Below are 22,659 nucleotides of genomic sequence, written 5' to 3' on the forward strand. Positions count from 1 at the left end.
AATCAATCGAGATAACGACACCGAAAAGTTCAGCGATCGGACCTTGCTATCCAGGATGCAGAAATCACCGGTTTTTGCATTGATCCAAGAACGGCATGAAACCTAGGGTTCCTCCGATGCAAAAGGCTGATGCAGCTGTGGCGCCCATGCAGTGGCTGGTTTTCCGGGGTGCAGCCCTAAAAGTGGAAAGTTCGCTTCCCTCTCCATTTCCGACATTCACAAAAAATCTGACACCAAAAGCGGTCAATCGCGGCGCATGAATATCCAGTAGCCGCCCGTACTGGCAGACTGGATGCGCACCGTCAGTTCCCGGTCGCGGTCCTCGAAGTCGCCGACGTGGCTGAACTCCAAATCGAGCACGCCCGATACCCGGGCACGCTCGACGCGACCGCGAAAGTCAGGATTGTCCATACAGGGGGCGATCCTGCTGAAGAAGTCCAGGCCGAGGCGGTCGTGATTGCCGGAGCCCGACAGGCGCCGCTCTGCCGCACTATAATATTCGACCTTGCCATCGTCGCCGATCCGGATTGCGCCATAGGGCAAGGCGTCGACCGTTTCGCTTGGTAGCGCCTCTATCGCCATCGCCAGCTGGGGCTCGTTGAAATCGGGTAGCTCACGGGCGTCAACCATCATCGTTCTTCCACCGCTTCACGTTCGATGACAACCGCACCGACGATATGATCGACGACGATCCCGTCCGACGAGAAGGGCAGCAACAGCCGCTCGAATGTTTCCCAATACCCGTCACCAAGATTGATACGGGCATATTCATGCGATGGCTTGCCGGTCAGCGCGCAGCGGCGATAGGCCGCCTCGCGCGCCGCGAGGCTATCGTTGCCACTGACCGGCATCTCGGTGGCGGCGATGCTGTGCGGTACAGCGTTGCGCAAGGTGTCGCCGACCAGCGTGAAGGTGAAATCGATCGGCACCTTCCCCAAGTCGATCTGCGCAACCACGATCCGGTGCGGCTCGCTGCATGCATTGATCGTGAAGGTCTCGAACAACGGGATGACCGGGCCTGCGCGGACGGCGCGCCAGTGGTCGAGCAATGACCGGGTGCAATCGGACTTCAGGCGCAGCGTCAGCCGATCGAGCCGCTCGGCATCGGACGCACGCTGGTCCCGTGCAATCAGGATGCGGCGTAGCGCATCGTGCAATACGGCGGGGTTGAAGGGCTTCTGCACGACCGTCTCGCCATCGAGAGCGGCTTCGTTGGCGATCCCCGTCATGAACAGGCAGGGAATGTCCGATCCCGACGCGCGCACCTGCGCGACCAGGTCGTTACCGTTCATGTCCGGCATGTGGACGTCGGTCACGAGCGCGTCGATCGCCCGCGTCCGTAACACGAGCAGCGCCGCCTGTGCGTCCGGCGCGACGATGACGTCGAAGCCGTGGTCAGACAATCCTTCGGCGATCATGGCGCACAATTCGGCGTCATCATCGACCAGCAGGACTGTTTCGAAAGCGCGCCCGGTCGCGACGAAACCGGTCTCGTCGCTGCGGGGTACAGGGTCGGAGGCGCCAGGATCAACGGCACGCGGCAGGAAGATCGAGAATGTGGTTCCGTGGCCGGGGCGACTTTCGATACGCAGGGCACCGCCCGACTGCTCCACGAAGCGCTGCACCATCGCGAGGCCCAGCCCGGTTCCCTTGCCGCGCGCCTTGGTGGTGAAGAACGGCTCGGTAATCCGCTGCAACGTATCGCGGTCCATGCCGGGGCCGTTGTCGGCCACGACGATCCTGATCGCGTCCTGGCCGTCCAGTTCCAGCGGATGATCCGGTGAAGTCCGGGCGCAATTGCTGACGGCGATATGCAGGTGGCCGCCGCCATTCATCGCATCGCTGGCATTGTTGGCAAGGTTGAGCAGCGCCGACTGCAATTGTGTCGGGTCTGCCAGCACAGGCCAGAGATCGTCGTCGCAGTCGATCGCGAGCGCGACGTTGCCGCGCATGCCGTGCCGGACGAGGTCGGAAATCTCGCCAATCGCGCCGGCTAGGTCGACACGCTGCGCAACCACATCCTCCTGGCGCGCAAAGGCGAGCAGCTGTCGTACAAGCGCAGCACCCCGCTCGGCCGCGCGCTGACCCATCGTCGCAATCTGCTCGATGCGGGGGTCGTCATTGCGGTTCTGGATAATTGTGAGCCCGCCGATCACCGCGCCGAGAATGTTATTGAAGTCGTGCGCTATGCCCGACACGAGCTGACCAACCGCTTCGAGCTTTTGGCTTTGCAGTTGCGCAGCCTGTACCGCTTCGCGCCGCTCGATCTCGGCCGTGAGGCGTGCATTGGCCTGGTTCAGTGCCGCAGTGCGAGCACGGACACGACGCTCCAGGTCAATATTCAGGTCCCGCAATTCGGCCTCGCGGCGACCCAAGGCCCGCGTCCCGTGCTCCCTGTCGATAAGTTCATGGAAATAGAAGACGATGCCGTAGCATTCGTCCGGCAGTGTCACACGCTCGATCCGCCAGCCATATGCCTCGCGTGCCTCGATATCCGCGCGCTGTTCCGGCGTCGTTGCCGCGTCATACGCCATGCCGGTGTCGAGCGTCTGCCGGAAGCGGGCGATCGCTTCGCTGGCAAAGGGCTCGGGCCAGAGCGCGCGAAGAATGTCAGCGAAATCGCGGCCGAGCAGCGGATGGATATTTTCGAATACCGTCTGGGCGCCACGGCTGACTACGCGCAGCCTGAAATCCGCATCGACCAGGCAGATTTCGAGAGGGTTGTTCGCGATCAGCGCCTCGAATGTCTCGATCTGGCGGCGAAGCCGGCCTTTCTGGACCTTGTCATGCGTGATGTCGCGCATGACCGATACGAAGCCGGTGATTTCGCCCCGCTCATCGCGCGTCGCGAATGTCGAGCGCTGGACGTCGATGATGTCGTCGGTCTTCAGATTGACGAGCTGCATCTCGCCCTCCCACACGCCGTCCCGCCTCGCTGTCGGCACGACGACCTCTTCGACGAGGTGGCGTTGTTCTGGGACAACGTAATCGGTCAGCCGCATCGGGAAAATGTCGGCCGCCTCGACTCCGATCAGGCGTCGGCCGGCCGGATTGAGATAGGCGAGTCGACCGCCGGCGTCACAAAGGCCGATCAGGTCGCCGGTGTATTCCGCCATCTGGATCAGCGCGGCGCGTCCATGTGGAACCGCCTTGAGAAAGTCGGCGCGGCGCCCCTTGGCGAGAGGCTCTACGCTGTGACCGTCCGCGTTTGCGTCTTCCATAAAGGGCTCCCTGCCAGCGGGATCGATCCGGATGCGAAACATTAACCGTATTTCGAGGACGGCACCATATCGGTTGTGGTTCTTGCTAAAATCTGTTGTATTTCGGGAGTCGCACTCGGCCAGCTAAATCCAGCCCGACGGGCCGCGCGCGTCTAAGCGCACAAAGCGTCGCATCAGATTGCCAGCCTGTCGAAATGGCACTGGGCGCTATCGCTGCTGGGATAGGGCGGGCCTCAGCTTACACCTGAATGCACGGCTGAGACTGTCGATCCTGCTCCCAGTCCCGGACGCTCAGCCGCGGTTTCGCGCGCGCCGGTACCGGACATCTGTTTATGTCGGCTTCGTGCCGGCCCCTGAGAGAAGCACGAATCCCGGGTGGCGATCTGAAGTCCAGCAGAAAAACGGCTTTTTGTATTGGTTTAGCTACCGTTTCGTCAGGCCTTCGCACTCGCTGTGGCGGAGAGAGGCCTGCCTCTGTTGACGTAGACCGCGAGAGAGACGCGGCCATTCGTAGTCGGCAGCGCATCTGCTTGCGAGAGAAGTGTTGCGGCAGCGCCGTACGAGCGGGAACGTCGCGATTAAGGCGCAGGCTCATCAACGTCGACGTTTATCCACGTCGCCATTTACACGTTGAAAACTTCGCGTTCTTATCTTGAGCTTGCGTCACCATTGAAAGTGCCCAACAATGATCTTGGTCGTCGAGGACGAGACCGACGTCCGGGAGGAGTTGGTTGAAATGTTGGAATTGCGCTCGTTCGCGGTTAGCGGCGCAGCGTGTGTGGCCCTTGCCCTGGAGAGCTTAAAGCAAGGTTCCAGCCACGTAACCCTGTTGACGGACCTCCGCTTGCGAGACGGCAGTGGCCTCGACCTGGTCCGTGCAATTCGAGCCGACCCGGATCTGCAGGCAAAGGTGAACACCATAATCCTGATGACAGGCCACACCGATCTGACTGAACAGATAGAGCATGAAACCAAGAAGCAGGATCTTCATGTCCTTTTCAAGCCGGTCGACATCGAATTTCTTTTGTCACTGCTTACACAAGACGGGCGGGGTTGATGAATGACATCGTCAACCGCTTACGCCACGGCGGCGAGTCTCAACTAGCCGCAGAGCCGCTACGGCACATGACCGTCCAGGGATGGGCTCTGACGATCGTCCTTTTGGCCGTGGCCATCGGCGCGAGTTCCTTCCGCATTATTCTTGCGCCCGGGTTCGAAATGTATCTCGGCCCCCTTTTCTACCTTTTCGCATACAGGTTGGGCGGGCTGCGGCTAGCCATTCCCATGGTATTGCTAACGATGGCGTCATCCTGGTTCTGGTGGGGCCATATCTTTACCATTGCGCTGGCGCTGGGACATGTAGTCTTCATCAATTGGACTCGCTTCGCTGGCTCTTCGCTCGCCATCGCCACCGCCGTCTTTTTGCTTACCATCGGGACGGCGGCGGGGTTTCTATTCCTGCGCATCAACTACGATGCGTCGCTAACGATTTTCGCGCTGACGATGATCCGCAAGCTTCTCAACGATGTGTTGATGGCAGCGTTGGTCGATCTAGCGCTGTCACTCTTCGTCGTGAACCTTCCAGCCGGTCGAGTCTCGCTGCGCGGAACGGTCAGCCTCGCCCAACTCCTGCCAGCATCCATTACGCTCATCGTGCTCGCGTGCGCGCTCGTCATGTTTGTCAGCAGTGTCCGGCGCTTTCCGGAAGAATTCAAATCCTTCATGGACGAAACCGCGCTTCTGGCTGAGGTGCGGATCGGTCGCGGGCTTGTGACCGGAAATGGGTTCTTGGGCGTCGCAGAAGCGAGCAATAGTGGAAGGCACGCCCAAAGACTACTTATCTCGGACAACGAAGGTAGCCTGCGAACCGCACAAGCGATGCAGCTTTTCGGCTGCACACGGATCGATGATGGATTGAACGTGACGGGGCCGAACGACCGCAATACGTTCGCCTACTGGGTTACCGCGTGTCAGCTCGGCCGTTACACTCTTCCTGACCGCAAATATTTCTATCTCTACTCAACCCGACCAGCCGCCGAGAGTGCCTATCGCGTTGTGCTTCTAGAGATGCTCGGGCTGGGCGTCATTCTCGTCGTGTCGATCTTGCTGCAGCTGCTCATCACGCGCGCCCTGCGTCGTTCGCTGCAGGCCTGGAAGGAAGTCGCGGAAGGGTTCGGCCAGCCTGGCCTTTCGCTGCCTCAAAAGCTCACGTTCAACGAGTTCGACCGCCCGATCGCAGCTATCGTCACCGCGAACAACAGCTTTGCCGAGTTGGTGCAAGAGCGCTTGCGAATTGCCCGGGCATTCATCGAACTCAAAAAGGAAATGGACCTGAGCCTTGCGGCGGATATCCGCTTCGACGCTGCCAAGGGCACCCTCGCTTTTCTGGACATGAACATCGAACGGGTTGCGCAGGAGCGGTCCGAAGCGATCCATACCAATGATTGTCTAGCTTTTGCAGGCATCTGCGATGATGCCGAGGCGTTTGTCGAGTTTCGGCTTGCAGACCAGGAATCGAGTGATTGGTATCTCTTCGTCGGTCGCGACCTCCTGGCTCCCGGCCATTGGCGTTCGGGGTGGTTGGTGCGCCTCCGGCAGTCGAAGCTGGCGCAGAATCGGATGCTTCAGCAGGCGCGTCTCGTCGAGCTCGGGGGCATGGCCTCAGCCCTGAGTCATGAACTCAAACAACCTCTCTTCACCATCTCGCTTTCTGCCGAGAATGGCCGACTGTTGCTCGATCAGGCGAGTCCCGATGGTGCGGCGCGTGCTCGCGACAAGTTTGACCGGATCAGCGAACAGGTAAACCGCGCACGCGATATCATTGCGCGTATTTCGCGCTACGCTCGGATCGAGAATGACAGCCCCGAACCGCTTGATCTGGGCGACGTCGTCAGCACAACATTGTCCTTCATGCGGCCGTTGCTGATCCAGCACGATGTCGGCGTGAAAATGACGTTGCCAGACGGGCCGCCGGTTTTGCTCCTTGCTCCGCGCGTCGGCCTCGAGCAGGTGCTCGTCAACGCCATTCAGAACGCGGTCGACTCCATCGCAACGCGACGCGAAGCCGAGGACGCCAGTCTGACCGGTGCCGTCGAACTGGAGGTAACTGTCTCAGAGAGCGGCGTTCGCATCAGTATTGTGGACAACGGCGCCGGGCTGTCTTTGAGTCATCCGGACCGCGCATTCGATGCCTTCATGACCACCAAGGAGACGGATCGCGGGACAGGTCTTGGCCTCTATATCTCCCGGCAGATCGTCATGGAAATCGGCGGAAAGATCAGCATTAGATCGCGCGAAGCTCCGGAGCGAGGTGCGATCCTGACCATCGATTTTCCCGATTTTGTGGCTATTTAGCCTATCAGGCTTCCATTGGAGACGGTGGATCGAACCTGACCACCGCGCTGCTGACGTTGAGCCTGAACAAATGGCCGTTCTTCTCTCATAGCGTGCGTTCCGCGGCTGTTAGTTGCAATAGAATCGCACGGCTGGACGCGATTTGGCGTTCGCGGAGCCGGGTTGCGCGCCACCGCAATTCTCGGCGAGCGTCCGAAACTTCCCATTTCTGGCGAGAAGGGCTTACTTTGATGCAGTCTCGGCCTTCGGCTCCCACAACTCTATCTTGGTCCCGTCCGGATCAACGATCCACGCAAATTTCCCGATTGCGTCGGTGTCATCCCTTTTAAGTATCGCGACGCCCTTGGCTTTCAGACGATCAACGAACGCGTCCAGGTCATCTACCGCGAAATTCAGCATGAACTCGCGCTTTGAGGGTTCCATGTAGTTGGATCCCTCCTGAAATACATTCAGAGTGAGTACTGGCGGGTGCTCCGGCGCGTCATAGGGCAGCACGACTCCGCCCCACGCCTCAACTTTGAGGCCGAGAACATCGCGATACCATGCCATGAGGGCTTTCGGCGCCTTGCTCTTAAAGAAGATGCCACCTATACCGGTAATTCTGCCGATCGGTTCTGCGGAGATAGTCATAGGCATCAATGCGGACAAGGCGGCAACAACTGATAGTAGCCTGCGAATAGTCGGCACAGCATTGGCTCCCCCCATCGTTGCTGGTACGATGTTATCGGCGAGCGGATCGCCTGGCAACTTTATTTCCGATCGACCGTCCTCTTTGCAGAAAGCGGCAGTCTCGCGATATCGGTTATTGCCACGGGCCTTCCCGTAAGCGGACGGCCAGCAATTCTCCCCATCATGACGTTCATGGTCGAACACCTGACATCGAAAGCGGTCAGCGCGGAGATGAACGAATGACTGAAGCTGGGGAGCGGGGAAGTCCGCGCGAATGATCGAATTTGGGTCTGGCTAATCGGGCGCTCGGCGAGGCCGGTATCGGCCCGAGCCGGTCATTCCAATCAGCTTCGGTAAATGTCCGATAGTGACAGAAGCTGCCGGTCAGGCAGCGCGCCCGCTATCGCCGCTTCCATGATGTATTTGCCGTCCCAGAATCTGTCGTCGTAAGCGCGCTCACGGCTTCAGGAGATAGTCCGCTCAATCAGCTTTGGTCTACAAGGTCATCGGTCTAAAGGCGCCACGGGGGACACGCATTTGCGGATCGCGATTGTCGATGAAAGTGCCGCGCGCGCGGCGGTGATCGAGGAAGGGCTGCGCGATGCGGGCCTGAGCGATGTCACGATCTTCGTCGATCGGCGCGGGATCGCCGCGCGGCTCGAGGCGCTGTCGCCCGATGTCGTGCTGATCAACCTCGCCAATCCGCACCGCGACGAGTTGGAAGAACTGTTCGCCTTGTCCAAGGCGATGGCGCGGCCGGTCGCGATGTTCGTCGACCAGAGCGACGTGGCGGGGATCGAGGCGGCGATCGACGCGGGCGTTTCCGCCTATGTCGTTGACGGGCTGAAGAAGGAGCGGATCCGGCCGATCCTCGAACTCGCGATCCGCCGGTTTCGCGCCTATTCGCGGCTGCGCACCGAACTGGACGAAGCGCGCAGCGCGCTCGCCGAGCGCAAGGCGATCGACGAGGCCAAGGCGCTGCTGATGAAGAAGCGCGGGATCGACGAGCCAGCAGCGTACGCCGCGCTGCGCAAGGCGGCGATGGATAGCGGGCGGCGGATCGGCGATGTCGCCGACGCGATCGTCACCGCCAACCGGCTGATGGGGGATTTATGACGACCACGCCGTTCCGCATCGGTTTTTTGCCGCTGGTCGACGCCGCCTTGCCGATCCTTGCACGCGAACTCGGGTTTGCCGAGGCCGAGGGCATCTCGCTCGAGCTGATCCGCGACATCAGCTGGGCCACGGTCAATGACCGGCTGCTCTATGGCCATAGCGATGCCGCGCATCTGCTCGCGCCGCTCGCGATCGCGACGACGCTGGGGCTGGGGCGGCCGGCGACGCCGCTGTCGGTTCCGTTCGTGCTTGGGCTCAACGGCAACGCGATCACGCTGCGGCCCGATCTTGCCGCGCAGGTCACAGCCGTGGGCGCGCCGGGCGATGTCGCGGCGATCGGGGCGCGGCTTGCGATCGTCGCGCAGGCGGCGCGCGAGCGCGGCACGCCGTTGCGCTTTGGTGTGGTGCATCGCTATTCGAGCCACAATTACATGCTGCGCTACTGGCTGATCGGCTGCGGGATTGATCCCGATGCCGACGTCGCGATCGTCACGGTCGCACCGCCCTTCGCCGCCGACGCGCTTGCCGCGGGCGAGATTGACGGGATCTGCGTCGGCGAGCCGTGGAACAGCGTCGCGGTCGATCGCGGCGTTGGCGTGATTGTCGCGGTGACGTCGCAGATCTGGCTGCGCGGCGTCGAGAAGGTGCTGGCGATGCGGACCGCGCGGATGGAGGCGAATCCCGACCTTACCCACCGCCTGCTACGCGCGCTGTACCGCGCGGGCGTCGCTTTCGTCGATCCGGCCCGGCGCGAGGACATTGCCGCAATCCTTGCGGGTCCGGCCTATCTCGATGGATCGGCGACGCTGATCGGCCACGCGATCTCGGACCGCATCGTGTTTGCGCAAGGAGCGGCGCCGATCGACATGCCCGACTTCATGTTCCAGCACCGCGAGGCGGCCAATTTTCCGTGGGTCAGCCAGGCGGCATGGCTCTATGCACAGATGACGATCGCGGGCCATGTCCCGGCAAATGCCACCAGCTATGACGCCGCGCAGCGTGTCTTCCGCCCCGACGTCTATCGCGCCGCGCTGCGGCCGTTGGGCGTCCCGCTGCCGGGGGCGAGCTCGAAGCTCGAGGGCGGGATCGTCGAAGCGCTGGGCGTGGGCACCACACAGGGGCGGCTGATCCTCGGCGCGGACCGGTTCTTCGACGCGCGCAGCTTCGATCCTGCCGATCTGGCCGGCTATCTGGGGGGATTCTGAGCTTTAATCGCCACGCTGCAGAAAATTGTTGCGTTGCGGCGCGAATCGATGCAGCTTTCGGTCATCGTCGAGACGCTGCAACGGGGTAGCGTCTTCGGCATCACCAACAATCTGGCAAAGTCGCCGTCGCGTCTCGCATGATCGAGCGCCGCGGCGGCTTTTTTGCGTTTGCTCGAGGGGGGAATCGGGACGATGACGCAGCTGCAGACAGGGTTTGACGCGGGGCTGGCGGGGACCGGCACGCGTGCCAGGACGAAGCCGACCGCGCCGGGTGCCACCGGCTTCTGGCAGAGCGGGCATCGCCCGACGCTGATCGCCGCGTTTCTCTATTTCGATCTCGCCTTCATGGTGTGGGTGCTGCTCGGGCCGCTCGCGCCGATCATCGCCAAGGAGCTGGCGCTGTCGCCCGCCGAGAAGGGGCTGATGGTGGCCGTGCCGACGCTCGCCGGCGCGGTGTTGCGGCTCGTCAACGGGCTGCTGGTCGACAAGATCGGGCCGAAAAAGACCGGGGCGATCGGGCAGATCATCGTCATCGCCGGCCTGTCGATCGGCTGGCTGTTCGGGGTGCACAGCTTCGAGGGCACGCTCGCGCTCGGCGTCGTGCTGGGCTTTGCCGGGGCGAGCTTCGCGGTCGCACTACCCCTGGCCTCGCGCTGGTATCCGGCCGAGCATCAGGGCAAGGCGATGGGGATCGCGGGCATGGGCAATTCGGGCACTGTGCTCGCCTCGCTGTTCGCGCCGCTGCTCGCCAAGGCGTTCGGGTGGAACGCGGTGCTGGGGCTGGCGGTGATCCCGCTGGTGATCGTGTTCGTGTTCTACATGGTGATGGCGAAGGACTCGCCGAGCCAGCCCGCGCCCAAGCCGTTCGCTGCCTATCTGTTGGTGCTCAAGGAAGCCGACACTTGGTGGTTCATGCTGTTCTACGGCGTCACCTTTGGCGGCTTCGTCGGGCTCGCCGCCAGCCTGCCGGTCTATTTCACCGACCGTTTCGGACTGACCCCGGTAATGGCAGGCTATTGCACCGCGGCGTGCGTCTTCACCGGATCGCTGGTGCGGCCGATCGGCGGCGCGGTGGCGGACAGGATCGGCGGGATCAGCGCATTGACCGCGGTCTATCTGCTGGCGGCGATCACGCTGGTCGCGATCAGCACCGCACCTGCCTCGTTGCTCGTCTCGCTCGGCCTGTTCCTGCTGGTGATGGCGACGCTCGGCTTTGGCAACGGCGCGGTGTTCCAGCTCGTGCCGCAGCGCTTCCGCAGCGAGATCGGCGTGATGACCGGGCTGGTCGGCTTCGGCGGCGGGATCGGCGGCTTCTACCTCGCGTCCTCGCTCGGCTTCGCCAAGCAGTGGACGGGCAGCACGTCGCCGGGCTTCCTGATCTTCGCCGGGCTCGCGGTCATCGCTCTGCTCGGGATCCTCAAGGTGAAGCGCCACTGGCGCGGCAGCTGGACCGCGGCGAACGGAGCGCGGATCTGATGCGCGCGCTGTCGCTCCTCGCATTGGGAGGGCTGGTGGCGACACCGGCCCTTGCCGACCCGCTCAAACTTACCCCGCTGATCGATGCCCGCCTGCGCTACGAGCATGTCGAGCAAGTGCCGCTTGCCAAGGATGCCGACGCGGTCACAGTCAGGGTCCGCAGCGGGTTTGAGGCGAAGTTCAGCGATTTCAGCTTCCTCGCTGAATCCGAGGCGACGCTCGCGATCAACCCGGCGTACAAGACCAGCCCCGGCACGCTGACGGGATTTGCCTATCATTACGGTGACGAGGTCGATGCGCAGATCAGCGTCCGCAAGGGCAGATACACCGCGCTGCTAAAATATGCCGACTATCGCGCCGACCGCTTCGCGACCGACACCAGAAAACTGTGGCTTTCCTTAGACTGGGCTCTGTCATGACCAAACCGCATCTCATCGTCATCGGCAACGGCATGGCGGGCTGCCGCGCGGTCGAGGAAATCCTCGCGCGTGACGCAAACCGCTATCGCATCACGATCTTCGGCGCGGAGCCGCACGTGAACTACAACCGCATCATGCTGTCGCCGCTGCTCGCCGGGGACAAGGCGTTCGACGACATCGTGATCAACGACCTCGCCTGGTATGCCGACAATGCGATCGAGCTGGTGGCGAGCGATCCCGTCGTCGCGATCGACCGCAAGATCCAGACCGTCACCGCGCGCTCGGGCAGGGTCGAAAGCTACGACAAGCTGATCCTCGCGACGGGCTCGGACCCGTTCATCATCCCGGTGCCGGGGCATGATTTGCAAGGTGTCGTCACCTTCCGCGACATGGACGATGTCGGCGCGATGCTGCGCGCGGCGGACGCGGGCGGAGACGCGGTGGTGATCGGCGGCGGGCTGCTCGGGCTCGAGGCGGCGCACGGCCTGTCGCTGCGCGGCATGAAGGTGACGGTGCTTCACATCATGCCGACGCTGATGGAGCGTCAGCTCGACGAAGCGGCCGGGTGGCTGCTCAAGGCCGCGCTCGAGGCGCGGGGGCAGACGATCCTGACCGGCGCGGATACCGCCGAAATCTACGGCCAGGGCAAGGTCGAGGGCGTCCGTCTCAAGACGGGGCAGGAGATCCCGGCGACTCTGGTGGTGATGGCGGTCGGCATCCGCCCCAACGTCAAGCTCGCGCGCGCCTCGGGGTTGGCGATCGGGCGCGGAATTCATGTCGACGATCATCTCGTGACCTCGGACGCCAACGTGCTCGCGGTCGGCGAATGCGTCGAGCATAACGGCCTCGTCTATGGCCTCGTCGCGCCGCTGTGGGAGATGTGCCGCAGCCTTGCCGACGGCCTCGTCGCGACACCCTCGGGCTATACCGGCTCGGTCACCTCGACCAAGTTGAAGGTCTCGGGGATCGACGTCTTCTCGGCGGGCGATTTCTCGGGTGGCGAGGGCTGCGAGGACATCGTCATGCGCGATGCGGCGCGCGGCATCTACAAGCGCGTCGTGGTCAAGGACAACCGCGTCATCGGTGCGGTGCTCTACGGCGATACGCAGGACGGCAACTGGTATTTCGATCTGCTAAAGAAGCAGCAGGACGTCGCCGAAATCCGCGACGCTTTGATCTTCGGCCAGGCGTTCGCCAGCGAAGGAGCGGCATCGGCAAACCCTAATGCGGCAGTCGCGGCTTTGGCGGAGGATGCCGAGATCTGCGGCTGCAACGGCGTCAGCAAGGGCAGGGTGGTCGGCGCGATCGCGGGCGGCGCGTGCACGCTCGACGCGGTCCGCGCGTGCACCAAGGCCTCGGCCTCGTGCGGGTCGTGCACGCCACTGGTCGAGGGGCTGCTCGCGATCACGCTGGGCGACGCATTTGACGGCGAGCGCAGCGCGCCGACGGTGTGCAAATGCACCAGCTTCACGCATGAGGACGTCCGCCGCCTGATCCTCGAAAAGGATCTGAAGGCGATCCCGCAGGTGATGCAGGCGCTGCACTGGACGACGCCCGACGGCTGTTCGTCGTGCCGCCCCGCGCTCAATTACTATCTGCTCTGCGCCTGGCCGGGCGAGTTCGTCGACGACAACCAGTCGCGCTTCGTCAACGAGCGGATGCACGCGAACATCCAGAAGGACGGCACCTATTCGGTCGTCCCGCGGATGTGGGGCGGCGTCACCAATCCCAAGGAACTCCGCGCGATCGCCGATGTCGCCGAGAAATATGAGGCGCGGATGGTCAAGGTGACCGGCGGCCAGCGACTCGACATCTTCGGCATCAAGAAGGAGGATCTGCCCGCGGTGTGGGCCGATCTCAATGCGGCGGGGATGGTCAGCGGCCATGCCTATGCCAAGGCGCTGCGCACCGTGAAGACGTGCGTCGGTTCGGAATGGTGCCGCTTCGGGACGCAGGATTCGACCGGGCTCGGGATCAAGACCGAGCAGATGACCTGGGGCAGCTTCATGCCGCACAAGTTCAAGATCGCGGTGTCGGGCTGTCCGCGCAACTGCGCCGAGGCGACGATCAAGGATTTTGGCGTGATCTGCGTCGACAGCGGCTACGAGCTCTCGATCGGCGGCAATGGCGGGATCAAGCTGCGCGGCACCGATTTCCTGTGCAAGGTCGCGACCGAGCAGGAGGCGCTCGATCACTGCGCGGCGTTCATCCAGCTCTACCGCGAGGAAGCGCGCTATCTCGATCGCACCGCGCCGTGGGTCGAGCGCGTCGGGCTCGACTATATCAAGGCGCGGATCGTCGAGGACGTGGAGGGCCGCGAGGCGCTGACCGCGCGCTTCCATTATTCGCAGCGCTTCATGCAGGACGATCCCTGGGCGAAGCGCGCCGCGGGGGAGGATTGCAAACTTCACCAGCATCTCGCTGAGATCCGTCCGCTGGCGGCGCCTGCGCTGGTGACGGCATGAGCGCGGTCGGCGAATGGCTGGACATCGGTCCGGTCGATCAGCTCCCCGCGCTCGGCGCACGGACGCTGCCGGTACGCGGCGGGCGCGAGATCGCGATCTTCCATACCGCCAATGGCGAGGTCTATGCGCTCGCCAACCAATGCCCGCACAAACAGGGGCCACTCAGCCAGGGGATCGTCCACGACACCACGGTGACGTGCCCGCTGCATAATTGGCGGATCTCGCTGGTGACGGGCGAGGCGCAGGGCGAGGACACGGGGTGTGTGCCGGTGATCCCGGTGAAGATCGATGGCGGGCGGATCCTGATCGGCCGGGCTGAAGCGCTTGCGGGGGTAGCGGCATGATAAGCCCCTTCCCTTCAGGGGAGGGGCTAAGTGTAAGGACGACATGCGCTTATTGCGGCGTCGGCTGCGGTGTGATCGCCACGCCGAACGGCGACCGAACCGCGACGATCGCCGGCGACCCCGACCACCCCGCCAATTTCGGCAAGCTCTGCTCCAAGGGCACCCATCTCGGCGAGACGATCGGCCTCGAGGGCCGGTTGCTCCACCCAATGATCGGCACCCGCCAGGCCAGCTGGGACGATGCGCTCGATCACGTCGCACAGCGCTTCACCGCGACGATCGCCGAATATGGCCCCGACAGCGTCGCCTTCTACGCCTCGGGCCAGATGCTGACCGAGGATTATTACGTCGCCAACAAGCTGATGAAGGGCTTTATCGGCACCGCCAATATCGACACCAATTCGCGGCTCTGCATGGCGAGTGCGGTGGCGGCGCATGTTCGCGCGTTCGGCGAGGACGTCGTGCCGTGCAGCTATGACGATCTCGATGCCGCCGACCTGATTGTGCTGGTCGGGTCGAACACCGCCTGGTGCCATCCGGTGATCTGGCAGCGGATCGAGGCGGCGCGGGCGGTGCGCGGCACCAAACTCGTGGTGATCGACCCGCGCCGCACCGAGACCGCCGAGCGTGCCGATCTCCATCTCGCGATCGCACCCGACAGCGACGTCGCTTTGTTCACTGGACTGCTCGCGCATATGCGCGATAGCTGGCGGCTCGACGGGAAGGCGCTGGCCGAGCGCGTGCATGTCCCCGACGGCTTCTGGAAAACGCTGCCGAACCCCGACGTCGCGCGCATCTGTGACATCGCAAGCGCTGACCTGCAGGCGTTCTACGATCTGTTCGCGGATCACCCGCACACGATCACGCTGTTCAGCCAGGGCGTGAACCAGTCGACCAGCGGCACCGACAAGGCCAACGCGATCATCAACCTCCACCTCGCCACCGGCCGGATCGGCATGCCAGGCGCGGGGCCGTTCAGCATCACCGGCCAGCCCAATGCGATGGGCGGGCGCGAGGTCGGCGGGCTCGCCTCGACGCTTGCCGTGCACATGGGCTTCTCGGAGGCCGAGCGCGACCGCGCACAGCGCTTCTGGCAGTCGCCGACGATCTGTGCGGGGCCGGGGCTGAAGGCGGTCGACATGTTCGAGGCGATGGCCAAGGGCAGGATCAAGGCGGTGTGGATCATGGCGACCAACCCCGCCGTGTCGATGCCTGACGCCCGCATGGCGCGCGTCGCGCTCGCCAACTGCCCGTTCGTCGTGGTGTCCGACTGCATCGCCAAGACCGACACGCTGCAGTTTGCGCAGGTAAAACTCCCCGCGCTCGGCTGGGGCGAGAAAGACGGCACGGTCACGAATTCCGAGCGCCGCGTATCGCGCCAGCGTGGCTTCTTGCCGCCGCCGGGCGAAGCGCGGGCCGACTGGTGGGCGATTGCGGAGGTCGCACAGCGCATGGGGTTCGCCGGCTTCGACTATTCCAGCGCCGCGAGCGTGTTCCGCGAGTTCGCCGCGCAGACCGGGTTCGAGAATGGCGGCACGCGGCTGCTCGATATTTCCGGCCAGGCGACGATTTCCGACGCCGGCTATGCCGCGATGGCGCCGTTCCAATGGGGCGGCGCGTCGCCGTTCGCCGAGCGCGCTTTCCCGACACCCGATGGCAAAGCGCGGCTCGTGCCCGTCGTCCACGCGCCGCGCGACTATGCCAGCCGCGCTTACCCGTTGCGCCTCAACACCGGGCGCTACCGCGACCAGTGGCACACGATGACGCGCACCGGGCTGTCGCCCAAGCTGTCGCAGCATCGTCGCGAGCCGCTGGTCGAGGTCCATCCCGATACCGCGCAGCGGCTCGGCCTTGCCGACGGCGCGCTCGCACGGGTCGAGACACCGCACGGCGCGAGCCTCTTCCGCGTCGCGATTACCCCCGACCAGCGCCGCCGCGAGCTGTTCGTGCCGATCCACTGGACCGAACAGACCAGCGCCGGCGGCCGCGCGGGACTGCTCCCCGGCAAGGATCGCGACCCCGTCTCGGGCCAGCCCGGCTTCAAGAACACCCCCGCGCGCGCCGGGTCGTACAAGCCCGGCTGGACCGGCTTCCTCGTGTCGCGCGAGCGGCCGAACGGACCCGATTGCGCCTATTGGACGCGGATCCGCACCGCGCATGGCTGGCTGATCGAACTGGCGGGCGAGGGCGAACCCGCCGCGCTCACGGCGCTGTTACCAGCCGGCGAGCGCGCGGAGATGATCGACGCGCGGCGCGGCGTGGTGCGCGCGGCGGTGGTCGCCGACGGTCAGCTGAAGGCAGCCTTGTTCGTCTCGCGCGGCGCTGGCCTGCCGGCGCGCGACTGGCTGCTCGACCAACTCGGCGTTCCAAATGCCGCGTCGTTCGAAGTGCTTGCCGGCCGCCCGGCTACGCCCGCGGCCGATCGCGGGCCGATCGTCTGCGTGTGCTTCGACGTCGGGCTCAACAGCCTGCTCGCCGCGATCACCGGCCAGCGGCTCGTCAGCGTCGAAGCGGTCGGTGCCGCGCTTCATGCCGGGACCAATTGCGGGTCGTGCCGCCCCGCCATCGCCAAATTGCTGCACGTCCAGGAGAGTGTCCATGTCTGAACTCATCGCACCCGGCGACGTGTGGCTGGTCGGCGCGGGGCCCGGTGACCCCGATCTGCTGACGCGCAAGGCCGAGAAGCTGATCGGCGCTGCGAGCATCGTCTTCTACGATGCGCTGGTCGGGCCGGGGGTGCTGGACCTGATTCCGCCCCATGTGCGGCGCGTCTCGGTCGGCAAGCGGTCGGGGCGGCATTCGAAGACGCAGCCCGCGATCGACGCACTGCTTGTCGCGGCGGCGCGCGCAGGAGAGCGGGTGGTGCGGCTGAAGGGCGGCGATCCGTCGATCTTCGGCCGCTCGACCGAGGAGATCGACGCGCTGACCACACACGGCTTCCGTGTCCGCATCTGCCCCGGCATCACCGCCGCCAGTGCCGCCGCCGCCAGCGCGTGCCTGTCGATGACGCTGCGCGGCTCGGCCCGCCAGGTGCGGTTCGTCACCGCGCACGCGCGCGCTGGCGAGACGCTGGATCTCGACTGGGCTACGCTGTCAGATGGCTCGACGACAATTGCCTTTTACATGGGACGAGGGGCTGCAACCGTCATCGCGAGCCGGCTGATCGCGAACGGCCTCGACCCGGCGACTCCGGTGCTGATCGCGAGCGATGTCAGCCTTCCGTCGGAACGTCTCGTCCACACCCGGCTCGATCTGCTGGCGCTCGTGATCGACCGCGCTTCAGGTGCCGGCCCTGCATTGATCTTGGTCGGAGAGGCAATGCGTGCGCAACGCGCGTCGCGACTTGCCCAGTTTACATACGAGGTTAGCGGCAGCGGCGCACTCGGCGTCGGCATGCTCGCGGTGCCTTCAGGCGCAATTTGACCGGTCGCCAGCTCGCTGCCAGATCTTTTCGTTCGAAGCTGGAGGTCGCATGGAGGTTTGATGTCCGGTTTCGCTTGAAGCAGCCGTTCGCGGGGCAAGCAGCGAATGGCTTCAAAGTCCCACTTCTTGCCATGCTGCGATCGCCCTTCGAGAGGTGCGGCGGACATGGACGGATGTGTGAAATCGGGGAACACGCAACCACGGCTGAATGTCGTCTTGTGAATCGTGCACCCAATCGGCCCATCAAGTCCTGACCTGGGACATGGCTCGGTCATCCGGGCTGCGTAAGATGCCATCTTTCAGCATTTTCGCGACGACCTTCGCGATCTCATCTGGTGTCTCGTCTTCGCTCCAGACGCCGTAGCGAAGTCCGAGGAATACGTTCATTCCCATGATCGCCCAACCATGGACCTCGCTGACGTCGCCCTTGACCTCGCCGCGGTCCGCGGCCTTTCGCAGGCGACGCGTGATCCGGTCCGCCGTAGTCGTATAATGGAGGCGAAAGCTCTCTGGATCGACGAATTCGGACTCGTCGATGATCCGGTAGATTTCCTTGTGGTCACGGACGAAGCTGATGAATTCGCGAAGCCCCGCCTGCTCGGCCGCGATCTGATCGGGTGCGGACAGGATCGCCGGGGCGACATGATCGCGAACCTGGTCCGACATGTCGCGGACGAGCGCGCGGAACACCGCGTCCTTTGAGTCGAAATAGGTGTAGAAGCTGCCGAGCGCGACCCCGGCGCGCCGCGTGATGTCGCTGATCGAGGCCTGGTGGAATCCGTTGTCGCCGAACTCGATCGCGGCGGCGTCCAGGATCGCACGCATCGTCCGGCGGCCACGATCGGTACGCGGAACCTTGGCCTCGCCGATGCCCGCGGCCCCTGCCGGCGTCGTCTCCTGCGCCTTCGCCATTCTTGTCTGCCTTCGATACACAAGTTGAATACTGGTTCAGGTTTCAGTATAGACTGGAGCCAAGGCGTACAACCCGGATCATACCGGGCGCATCACGCGGGCGCCGCAGGAGGGGATGACACCGTGGCAAAGCCGAAATCCGTCATGATCTTGTTGAACGCCGGTGTTGCACTCGGCGCGTTGCTGGCGGGATCCGCGTCCGCGCAGACGCAACCCATCGCGCCGGCAGCAGACGCGGCTCAGGCCGTGCCCGTCATCGAGGAGGCCGGGATCGACGGCGATATCGTCGTCACCGCACGCCGCCGCGAGGAACGGCTGCTCGACGTGCCGATCGCGATCACCGCGTTCACCGGCGCGCAGCTCGAGGCGTCGGGGGCGCTCGACGTCACCGACCTCGCCGCTGTCACGCCGAACGTCACGCTCGAAACGTCGCGCGGCACCAATTCGACGCTGACCGCCTTCATCCGCGGCGTCGGCCAGCAGGACCCCGTCGCCGGGTTCGAGGCGGGCGTCGGCATCTATCTCGACGACGTCTATCTCAACCGACCACAGGCTGCGGTCCTCGACATTTACGACGTCGAGCGGATCGAGGTGCTGCGCGGGCCGCAGGGCACGCTCTATGGCCGCAACACGATCGGCGGCGCGGTGAAATACGTGACCCGCCGGATCGGCGCCGACCCGACGCTGAGCATTCGCGCAACCTATGGCAGCTATGACCAGGCGGACGGCGTCATCAGCGCGAGCACGCCGATCGGCGAAACGGGGTTCAGGATCGGCGGCGCGGTCGCGCGGCTGAGCCGGGGCGGGTTCGGCACCAACCTCACCACCGGACAGGACAATTACAACAAGGACTTCTGGGGTGCGCGCGGCACGCTGCAATATGAGGCGGGCGACAGCGCGTTCTTCCGCCTGTCGGGGGATTATACGAAGGATGACAGCAACCCGCGCGGCGGGCATCGGCTGATCCCGGGGCTGGTGTCGCGCACGCCGGTGCTGTCCGACGTGTTCGACAGCCGCGGCGGACTGGTCGCACCGAAACAGTCGGTCGAGGCCTATGGCGGGTCGCTCTTCGCCGAACTCAAGCCCGCCGCATATCTGACCCTGCGCAGCATCACCGGCTATCGCAAGGACGACAGCGCGACGCCGATCGATTTCGACGCGCTGCCCGCCGTCGATGTCGACGTCCCCGCCTTCTACAATAACGAGCAGTTCAGCCAGGAGGTGCAACTGCTGGTCGATGCCGGGCCGTTCAACATGCTGGCGGGGCTCTATTATCTCGATGCCAAGGCGCGCACCGTGTTCGACGTACGGTTGCCGGGGACGGTCACCGCGCTGACCTTCGGGAATGTGCGGACCAATACGGTGGCGGTCTTCGGTGATGCCACGCTCGACGTGACGCCGATGCTCAGCGTGTCGGTCGGCGGACGCTATACCTGGGACGATCGCATGTCGCAGATCCAGCGCAACGTATATCTGGGCGCTTCCCCCTTCTTCGGCGGCACGAGTGCGCCGATCGCGCGACAGACCGACTTCCGCGGGACGGCAAGCTTTGCCAAGTTCACGCCGCGCGCGTCCGTCAGCTTCAAGCCCGATGCGAACAACACGCTCTATGCGAGCTGGTCGAAGGGGTTCAAGGGCGGCGGGTTCGACCCGCGCGGCGTTGGCACTGCGGCGCCCGACCTCAACGGCAACGGCATCACCGGTGCCGGTGGCGACCGGCAGGATATCTACAACTTCCTGTCGTTCGGGCCCGAGAGCGTCGAAAGCTATGAGGCGGGATACAAGGCGTCGCTGTTCGACCGCCGGCTGACGCTGGCGATTGCGGGGTTCCATTCGAAATATACCGATGTCCAGGTGCCCGGATCGGTCGGGGCCACCGTCGGCGGCATCCAGACCTTTATCGGCATCACGACCAATGCGGGCCGCGCCCGGATCAACGGTGTCGAAGGCGAGGCCAATCTGACGGTCGCGGAGGGCATTGCGGGGACCGGCGACCGCGTCAATTTGTCGGGGACGATCGGCTATCTCGATGCCAAATACACGCGCTTCATCGATTCCCGCGGGATCAATGTCGCCGCCAATCGCAAATTCCAGAACACGCCCGACCTGACCGCGAGCGGGACGCTCGCCTATCATGTCCCGGTCGGATCCGCGGGCGCGATCGACGCAAGTACGACGCTGTCCTATCGCAGCGATTCACAGCAGTTCGAACTGCGCACGCCGCTGCTCGACCAACCGGCCTATGCGCTGCTCGACGCGAACCTCGTCTATACGATCGACGCGCGCTTCTCGATCGGGGTGCACGGCAAGAACCTGACGAACAAGCGCTATGTCGTATCGGGCTACAACTTCCTGCTGCAGAACCCCGATACCGGCGACTATCTGCGCACGGCGGCGGGCGCGTTACGGCCATCGCTCGGCAGTGACGGCGTGCTGACGGCCTATTACGGCAACCCGCGGCAGGTCTTCGCGACCCTCACCGCGAAATTCTGATGCAGCGCAACCGGGGGGCGGATAATCGCCCCCCGGTTACTGGAGCACAATATGGCGAGTGATATCCCGGCGACCCCGCGCGAGGGCCGCCGCTACCGCGTGACGGCGCTCGTCATGCTGTTGCTGGTCTACACGTTCAACTTCGTCGACCGGCAGATCCTCGGCATCCTCGCGCCGACGATCAAGACCGACCTGGCACTGACCGATACGCAGCTGGGCCTGCTGGGCGGGCTCGCGTTCGCCTTGCTCTATTCGACGCTGGCGATCCCGCTGGCGTGGCTGGCCGATAGAACGAGCCGCACCTGGGTTATCACGCTCTCGCTCGCTGTGTGGAGCGGTTTCACTGCCCTGTGCGGTGTGGCCAGCAATTTTGCGCAGCTCTTCGCGTTCCGGATCGGCGTGGGGGTCGGCGAGGCGGGGGGCGTCGCGCCGTCCTATGCCGTGATCGCCGACACGTTCGCGCCCGACCGCCGTGCGCGCGCGCTGGCGGTCTATTCGCTCGGCATCCCGCTCGGGTCGGCAGCCGGCGTGATGCTCGGCGGCTATATCGCGACGTCGATCGACTGGCGGACCGCGTTCATCGTGGTCGGTGTCGCGGGGCTGGTGCTCGCGCCGGTGTTTCGGCTGTGCGTGCGCGAGCCGGTTCGTGGGTCCGATCTACGCGACCGCGAGCCCGTCCGCCGCGTGTTCGGCATTCTCGTGCGCAAGCCGAGCTTCTGGCTGCTCGCGTTCGGCGCCTCGGCGAGCTCGATGCTGGGCTATGGCCTGGCCTTCTGGCTGCCGTCGCTGATGCAGCGAAGCTTCGGGCTCGACCTCATCGAGACCGCGCAATTCTATGGCGGCGTGCTGTTGCTGGGGGGCGTTGCCGGCGTTCTGCTCGGCGGCGTGCTCGGCGACCGGCTGGGGGCACGCGATCGGCGGATGTACGCGCGCGTCCCCGCGATCGCGTTCGTCATCGCGGTGCCCCTGTTTGCCGCAGGAATCCTGTCGTCCTCGGTGACGGCGGCGCTCGTCTTCTTCCTCGTGCCCCAGGCGCTCGCCTATGTCTGGCTCGCGCCCGTCATCACGGCGATCCAGCATCTGGTACCCGGGCATATGCGCGCCACCGCATCGGCGACGTTCCTGCTGATCAACAACCTCATCGGTCTTGGCGGCGGCAGTTTTGCGCTTGGCGCATTGTCGGACGGTCTCGCCGCGCATTATGGCGACGAAGCGCTGCGCTATGCGATGCTCATGGGGCTCGTGCTGTATCTGGTGGCCGCGTTGCTGATGTGGCTGGCGTCGACACCGCTCCGTCAGGATTGGGTCGATCAATCGATTTGAGACGCCAACACCGACAGCCGGATGGCGCCAGCCGGGACTGTTTAGGCGTGCGCTCGCGGAAGGCGGATATCGGATTGTGAAGCTTTGATAGCGTCCAACGTGACCCGGCGCTTGGAACAGGCACGAGAACGGCGGTACCGCTCGACGCCTGCCACGAGCTCCGCCGCTTTCACGTCAGATTATGCTCACGCGGCGCCCCGATGATGTGATCCTCGGTGAATCGGCCTTGCCGCATCGCT

Annotated in this window: 16 protein-coding genes; 12 read left to right on the forward strand and 4 right to left on the reverse strand. The window is 64.4% G+C overall.

The window, feature by feature from the left end:
- Positions 1-243: 243 nt before the first annotated feature.
- Together IFT71_RS12880 and IFT71_RS12885 are read right to left on the reverse strand one after the other, a co-directional pair.
- Positions 244-633: a hypothetical protein gene (locus tag IFT71_RS12880; RefSeq protein ID WP_197975340.1), complete on the reverse strand. Its 390-nt coding sequence runs from the start codon at positions 631-633 to the stop codon at positions 244-246.
- The gene (locus IFT71_RS12885) at positions 630-3,221 is read right to left on the reverse strand and encodes an ATP-binding protein (protein WP_206757451.1); all 2,592 of its coding nucleotides are present in this window, start codon (positions 3,219-3,221) and stop codon (positions 630-632) included. The genes IFT71_RS12880 and IFT71_RS12885 overlap by 4 nt, the downstream gene beginning before the upstream one ends.
- A 685-nt stretch (positions 3,222-3,906) precedes the next feature.
- On the opposite strand from IFT71_RS12885, the gene IFT71_RS12890 reads away from it, so the two are divergent.
- Positions 3,907-4,278, forward strand: coding sequence for a response regulator (locus IFT71_RS12890; protein WP_192098485.1), 372 nt, complete (start codon positions 3,907-3,909; stop codon positions 4,276-4,278).
- Positions 4,278-6,575, forward strand: coding sequence for an ATP-binding protein (locus tag IFT71_RS12895; protein ID WP_192141368.1), 2,298 nt, complete (start codon positions 4,278-4,280; stop codon positions 6,573-6,575). The genes IFT71_RS12890 and IFT71_RS12895 overlap by 1 nt, the downstream gene beginning before the upstream one ends.
- A gap of 222 nt (positions 6,576-6,797) precedes the next feature.
- Here the strand turns inward: IFT71_RS12895 and IFT71_RS21865 are convergent, their stop codons facing one another.
- Positions 6,798-7,448: a VOC family protein gene (locus tag IFT71_RS21865; RefSeq protein ID WP_342212653.1), complete on the reverse strand. Its 651-nt coding sequence runs from the start codon at positions 7,446-7,448 to the stop codon at positions 6,798-6,800.
- Positions 7,449-7,781: 333 nt separating this feature from the next.
- Here IFT71_RS21865 and IFT71_RS12905 point away from each other — a divergent pair, with 333 nt between their 5' ends.
- The 8 genes from IFT71_RS12905 (at position 7,782) to cobA (ending at position 17,692) form a co-directional block, all read left to right on the forward strand.
- Positions 7,782-8,360, forward strand: coding sequence for an ANTAR domain-containing response regulator (locus IFT71_RS12905; RefSeq protein ID WP_031441254.1), 579 nt, complete (start codon positions 7,782-7,784; stop codon positions 8,358-8,360).
- A complete protein-coding gene (locus IFT71_RS12910; protein WP_192141370.1) occupies positions 8,357-9,565 on the forward strand; it encodes an ABC transporter substrate-binding protein in 1,209 nt (402 codons plus the stop codon). The genes IFT71_RS12905 and IFT71_RS12910 overlap by 4 nt, the downstream gene beginning before the upstream one ends.
- Before the next feature lie 192 nt (positions 9,566-9,757).
- A complete protein-coding gene (locus tag IFT71_RS12915; RefSeq protein ID WP_192141372.1) occupies positions 9,758-11,041 on the forward strand; it encodes a nitrate/nitrite transporter in 1,284 nt (427 codons plus the stop codon).
- The gene (locus IFT71_RS12920; RefSeq protein WP_192141374.1) at positions 11,041-11,460 is read left to right on the forward strand and encodes a hypothetical protein; all 420 of its coding nucleotides are present in this window, start codon (positions 11,041-11,043) and stop codon (positions 11,458-11,460) included. The genes IFT71_RS12915 and IFT71_RS12920 overlap by 1 nt, the downstream gene beginning before the upstream one ends.
- A complete protein-coding gene (gene nirB / locus IFT71_RS12925; protein ID WP_192141376.1) occupies positions 11,457-13,925 on the forward strand; it encodes a nitrite reductase large subunit NirB in 2,469 nt (822 codons plus the stop codon). The genes IFT71_RS12920 and nirB overlap by 4 nt, the downstream gene beginning before the upstream one ends.
- Entirely contained in the window at positions 13,922-14,269 is a 348-nt protein-coding gene (gene nirD / locus IFT71_RS12930; RefSeq protein ID WP_192141378.1) for a nitrite reductase small subunit NirD, read from the forward strand. Before nirB ends, nirD begins: the two co-directional genes overlap by 4 nt.
- Positions 14,266-16,875: a nitrate reductase gene (locus IFT71_RS12935; protein WP_192141380.1), complete on the forward strand. Its 2,610-nt coding sequence runs from the start codon at positions 14,266-14,268 to the stop codon at positions 16,873-16,875. Before nirD ends, IFT71_RS12935 begins: the two co-directional genes overlap by 4 nt.
- Positions 16,862-17,692: a uroporphyrinogen-III C-methyltransferase gene (gene cobA, locus IFT71_RS12940; protein ID WP_192141382.1), complete on the forward strand. Its 831-nt coding sequence runs from the start codon at positions 16,862-16,864 to the stop codon at positions 17,690-17,692. The genes IFT71_RS12935 and cobA overlap by 14 nt, the downstream gene beginning before the upstream one ends.
- A gap of 243 nt (positions 17,693-17,935) precedes the next feature.
- On the opposite strand, the gene IFT71_RS12945 is transcribed toward cobA, so the two are convergent.
- A complete protein-coding gene (locus IFT71_RS12945) occupies positions 17,936-18,604 on the reverse strand; it encodes a TetR/AcrR family transcriptional regulator (protein ID WP_192141384.1) in 669 nt (222 codons plus the stop codon).
- 144 nt (positions 18,605-18,748) lie between these two features.
- Here IFT71_RS12945 and IFT71_RS12950 point away from each other — a divergent pair, with 144 nt between their 5' ends.
- Both IFT71_RS12950 and IFT71_RS12955 read left to right on the forward strand, forming a co-directional pair.
- Complete coding sequence (locus tag IFT71_RS12950; protein WP_192141385.1) at positions 18,749-21,097, forward strand: TonB-dependent receptor; 2,349 nt, start codon at positions 18,749-18,751, stop codon at positions 21,095-21,097.
- A gap of 51 nt (positions 21,098-21,148) precedes the next feature.
- Entirely contained in the window at positions 21,149-22,420 is a 1,272-nt protein-coding gene (locus IFT71_RS12955; RefSeq protein WP_192141387.1) for a spinster family MFS transporter, read from the forward strand.
- Positions 22,421-22,659 lie beyond the last annotated feature (239 nt).

It is taken from the genome of Sphingomonas sp. CFBP 13733 (assembly GCF_014841795.1).
In the GTDB taxonomy this organism is placed as follows: Bacteria; Pseudomonadota; Alphaproteobacteria; order Sphingomonadales; family Sphingomonadaceae; genus Sphingomonas; species Sphingomonas aerolata.

Bases quoted from the DNA above. Each gene is read 5' to 3' on its own strand.
- IFT71_RS12880 (WP_197975340.1), bottom strand. From the start codon at position 633: ATGATGGTTGACGCCCGTGAGCTACCCGATTTCAACGAGCCCCAGCTG.
- IFT71_RS12885 (WP_206757451.1), bottom strand. From the start codon at position 3,221: ATGGAAGACGCAAACGCGGACGGTCACAGCGTAGAGCCTCTCGCCAAG.
- IFT71_RS12890 (WP_192098485.1), top strand. From the start codon at position 3,907: ATGATCTTGGTCGTCGAGGACGAGACCGACGTCCGGGAGGAGTTGGTT.
- IFT71_RS12895 (WP_192141368.1), top strand. From the start codon at position 4,278: ATGAATGACATCGTCAACCGCTTACGCCACGGCGGCGAGTCTCAACTA.
- IFT71_RS12910 (WP_192141370.1), top strand. From the start codon at position 8,357: ATGACGACCACGCCGTTCCGCATCGGTTTTTTGCCGCTGGTCGACGCC.
- IFT71_RS12915 (WP_192141372.1), top strand. From the start codon at position 9,758: ATGACGCAGCTGCAGACAGGGTTTGACGCGGGGCTGGCGGGGACCGGC.
- IFT71_RS12920 (WP_192141374.1), top strand. From the start codon at position 11,041: ATGCGCGCGCTGTCGCTCCTCGCATTGGGAGGGCTGGTGGCGACACCG.
- nirB (WP_192141376.1), top strand. From the start codon at position 11,457: ATGACCAAACCGCATCTCATCGTCATCGGCAACGGCATGGCGGGCTGC.
- nirD (WP_192141378.1), top strand. From the start codon at position 13,922: ATGAGCGCGGTCGGCGAATGGCTGGACATCGGTCCGGTCGATCAGCTC.
- IFT71_RS12935 (WP_192141380.1), top strand. From the start codon at position 14,266: ATGATAAGCCCCTTCCCTTCAGGGGAGGGGCTAAGTGTAAGGACGACA.
- IFT71_RS12945 (WP_192141384.1), bottom strand. From the start codon at position 18,604: ATGGCGAAGGCGCAGGAGACGACGCCGGCAGGGGCCGCGGGCATCGGC.
- IFT71_RS12950 (WP_192141385.1), top strand. From the start codon at position 18,749: ATGATCTTGTTGAACGCCGGTGTTGCACTCGGCGCGTTGCTGGCGGGA.
- IFT71_RS12955 (WP_192141387.1), top strand. From the start codon at position 21,149: ATGGCGAGTGATATCCCGGCGACCCCGCGCGAGGGCCGCCGCTACCGC.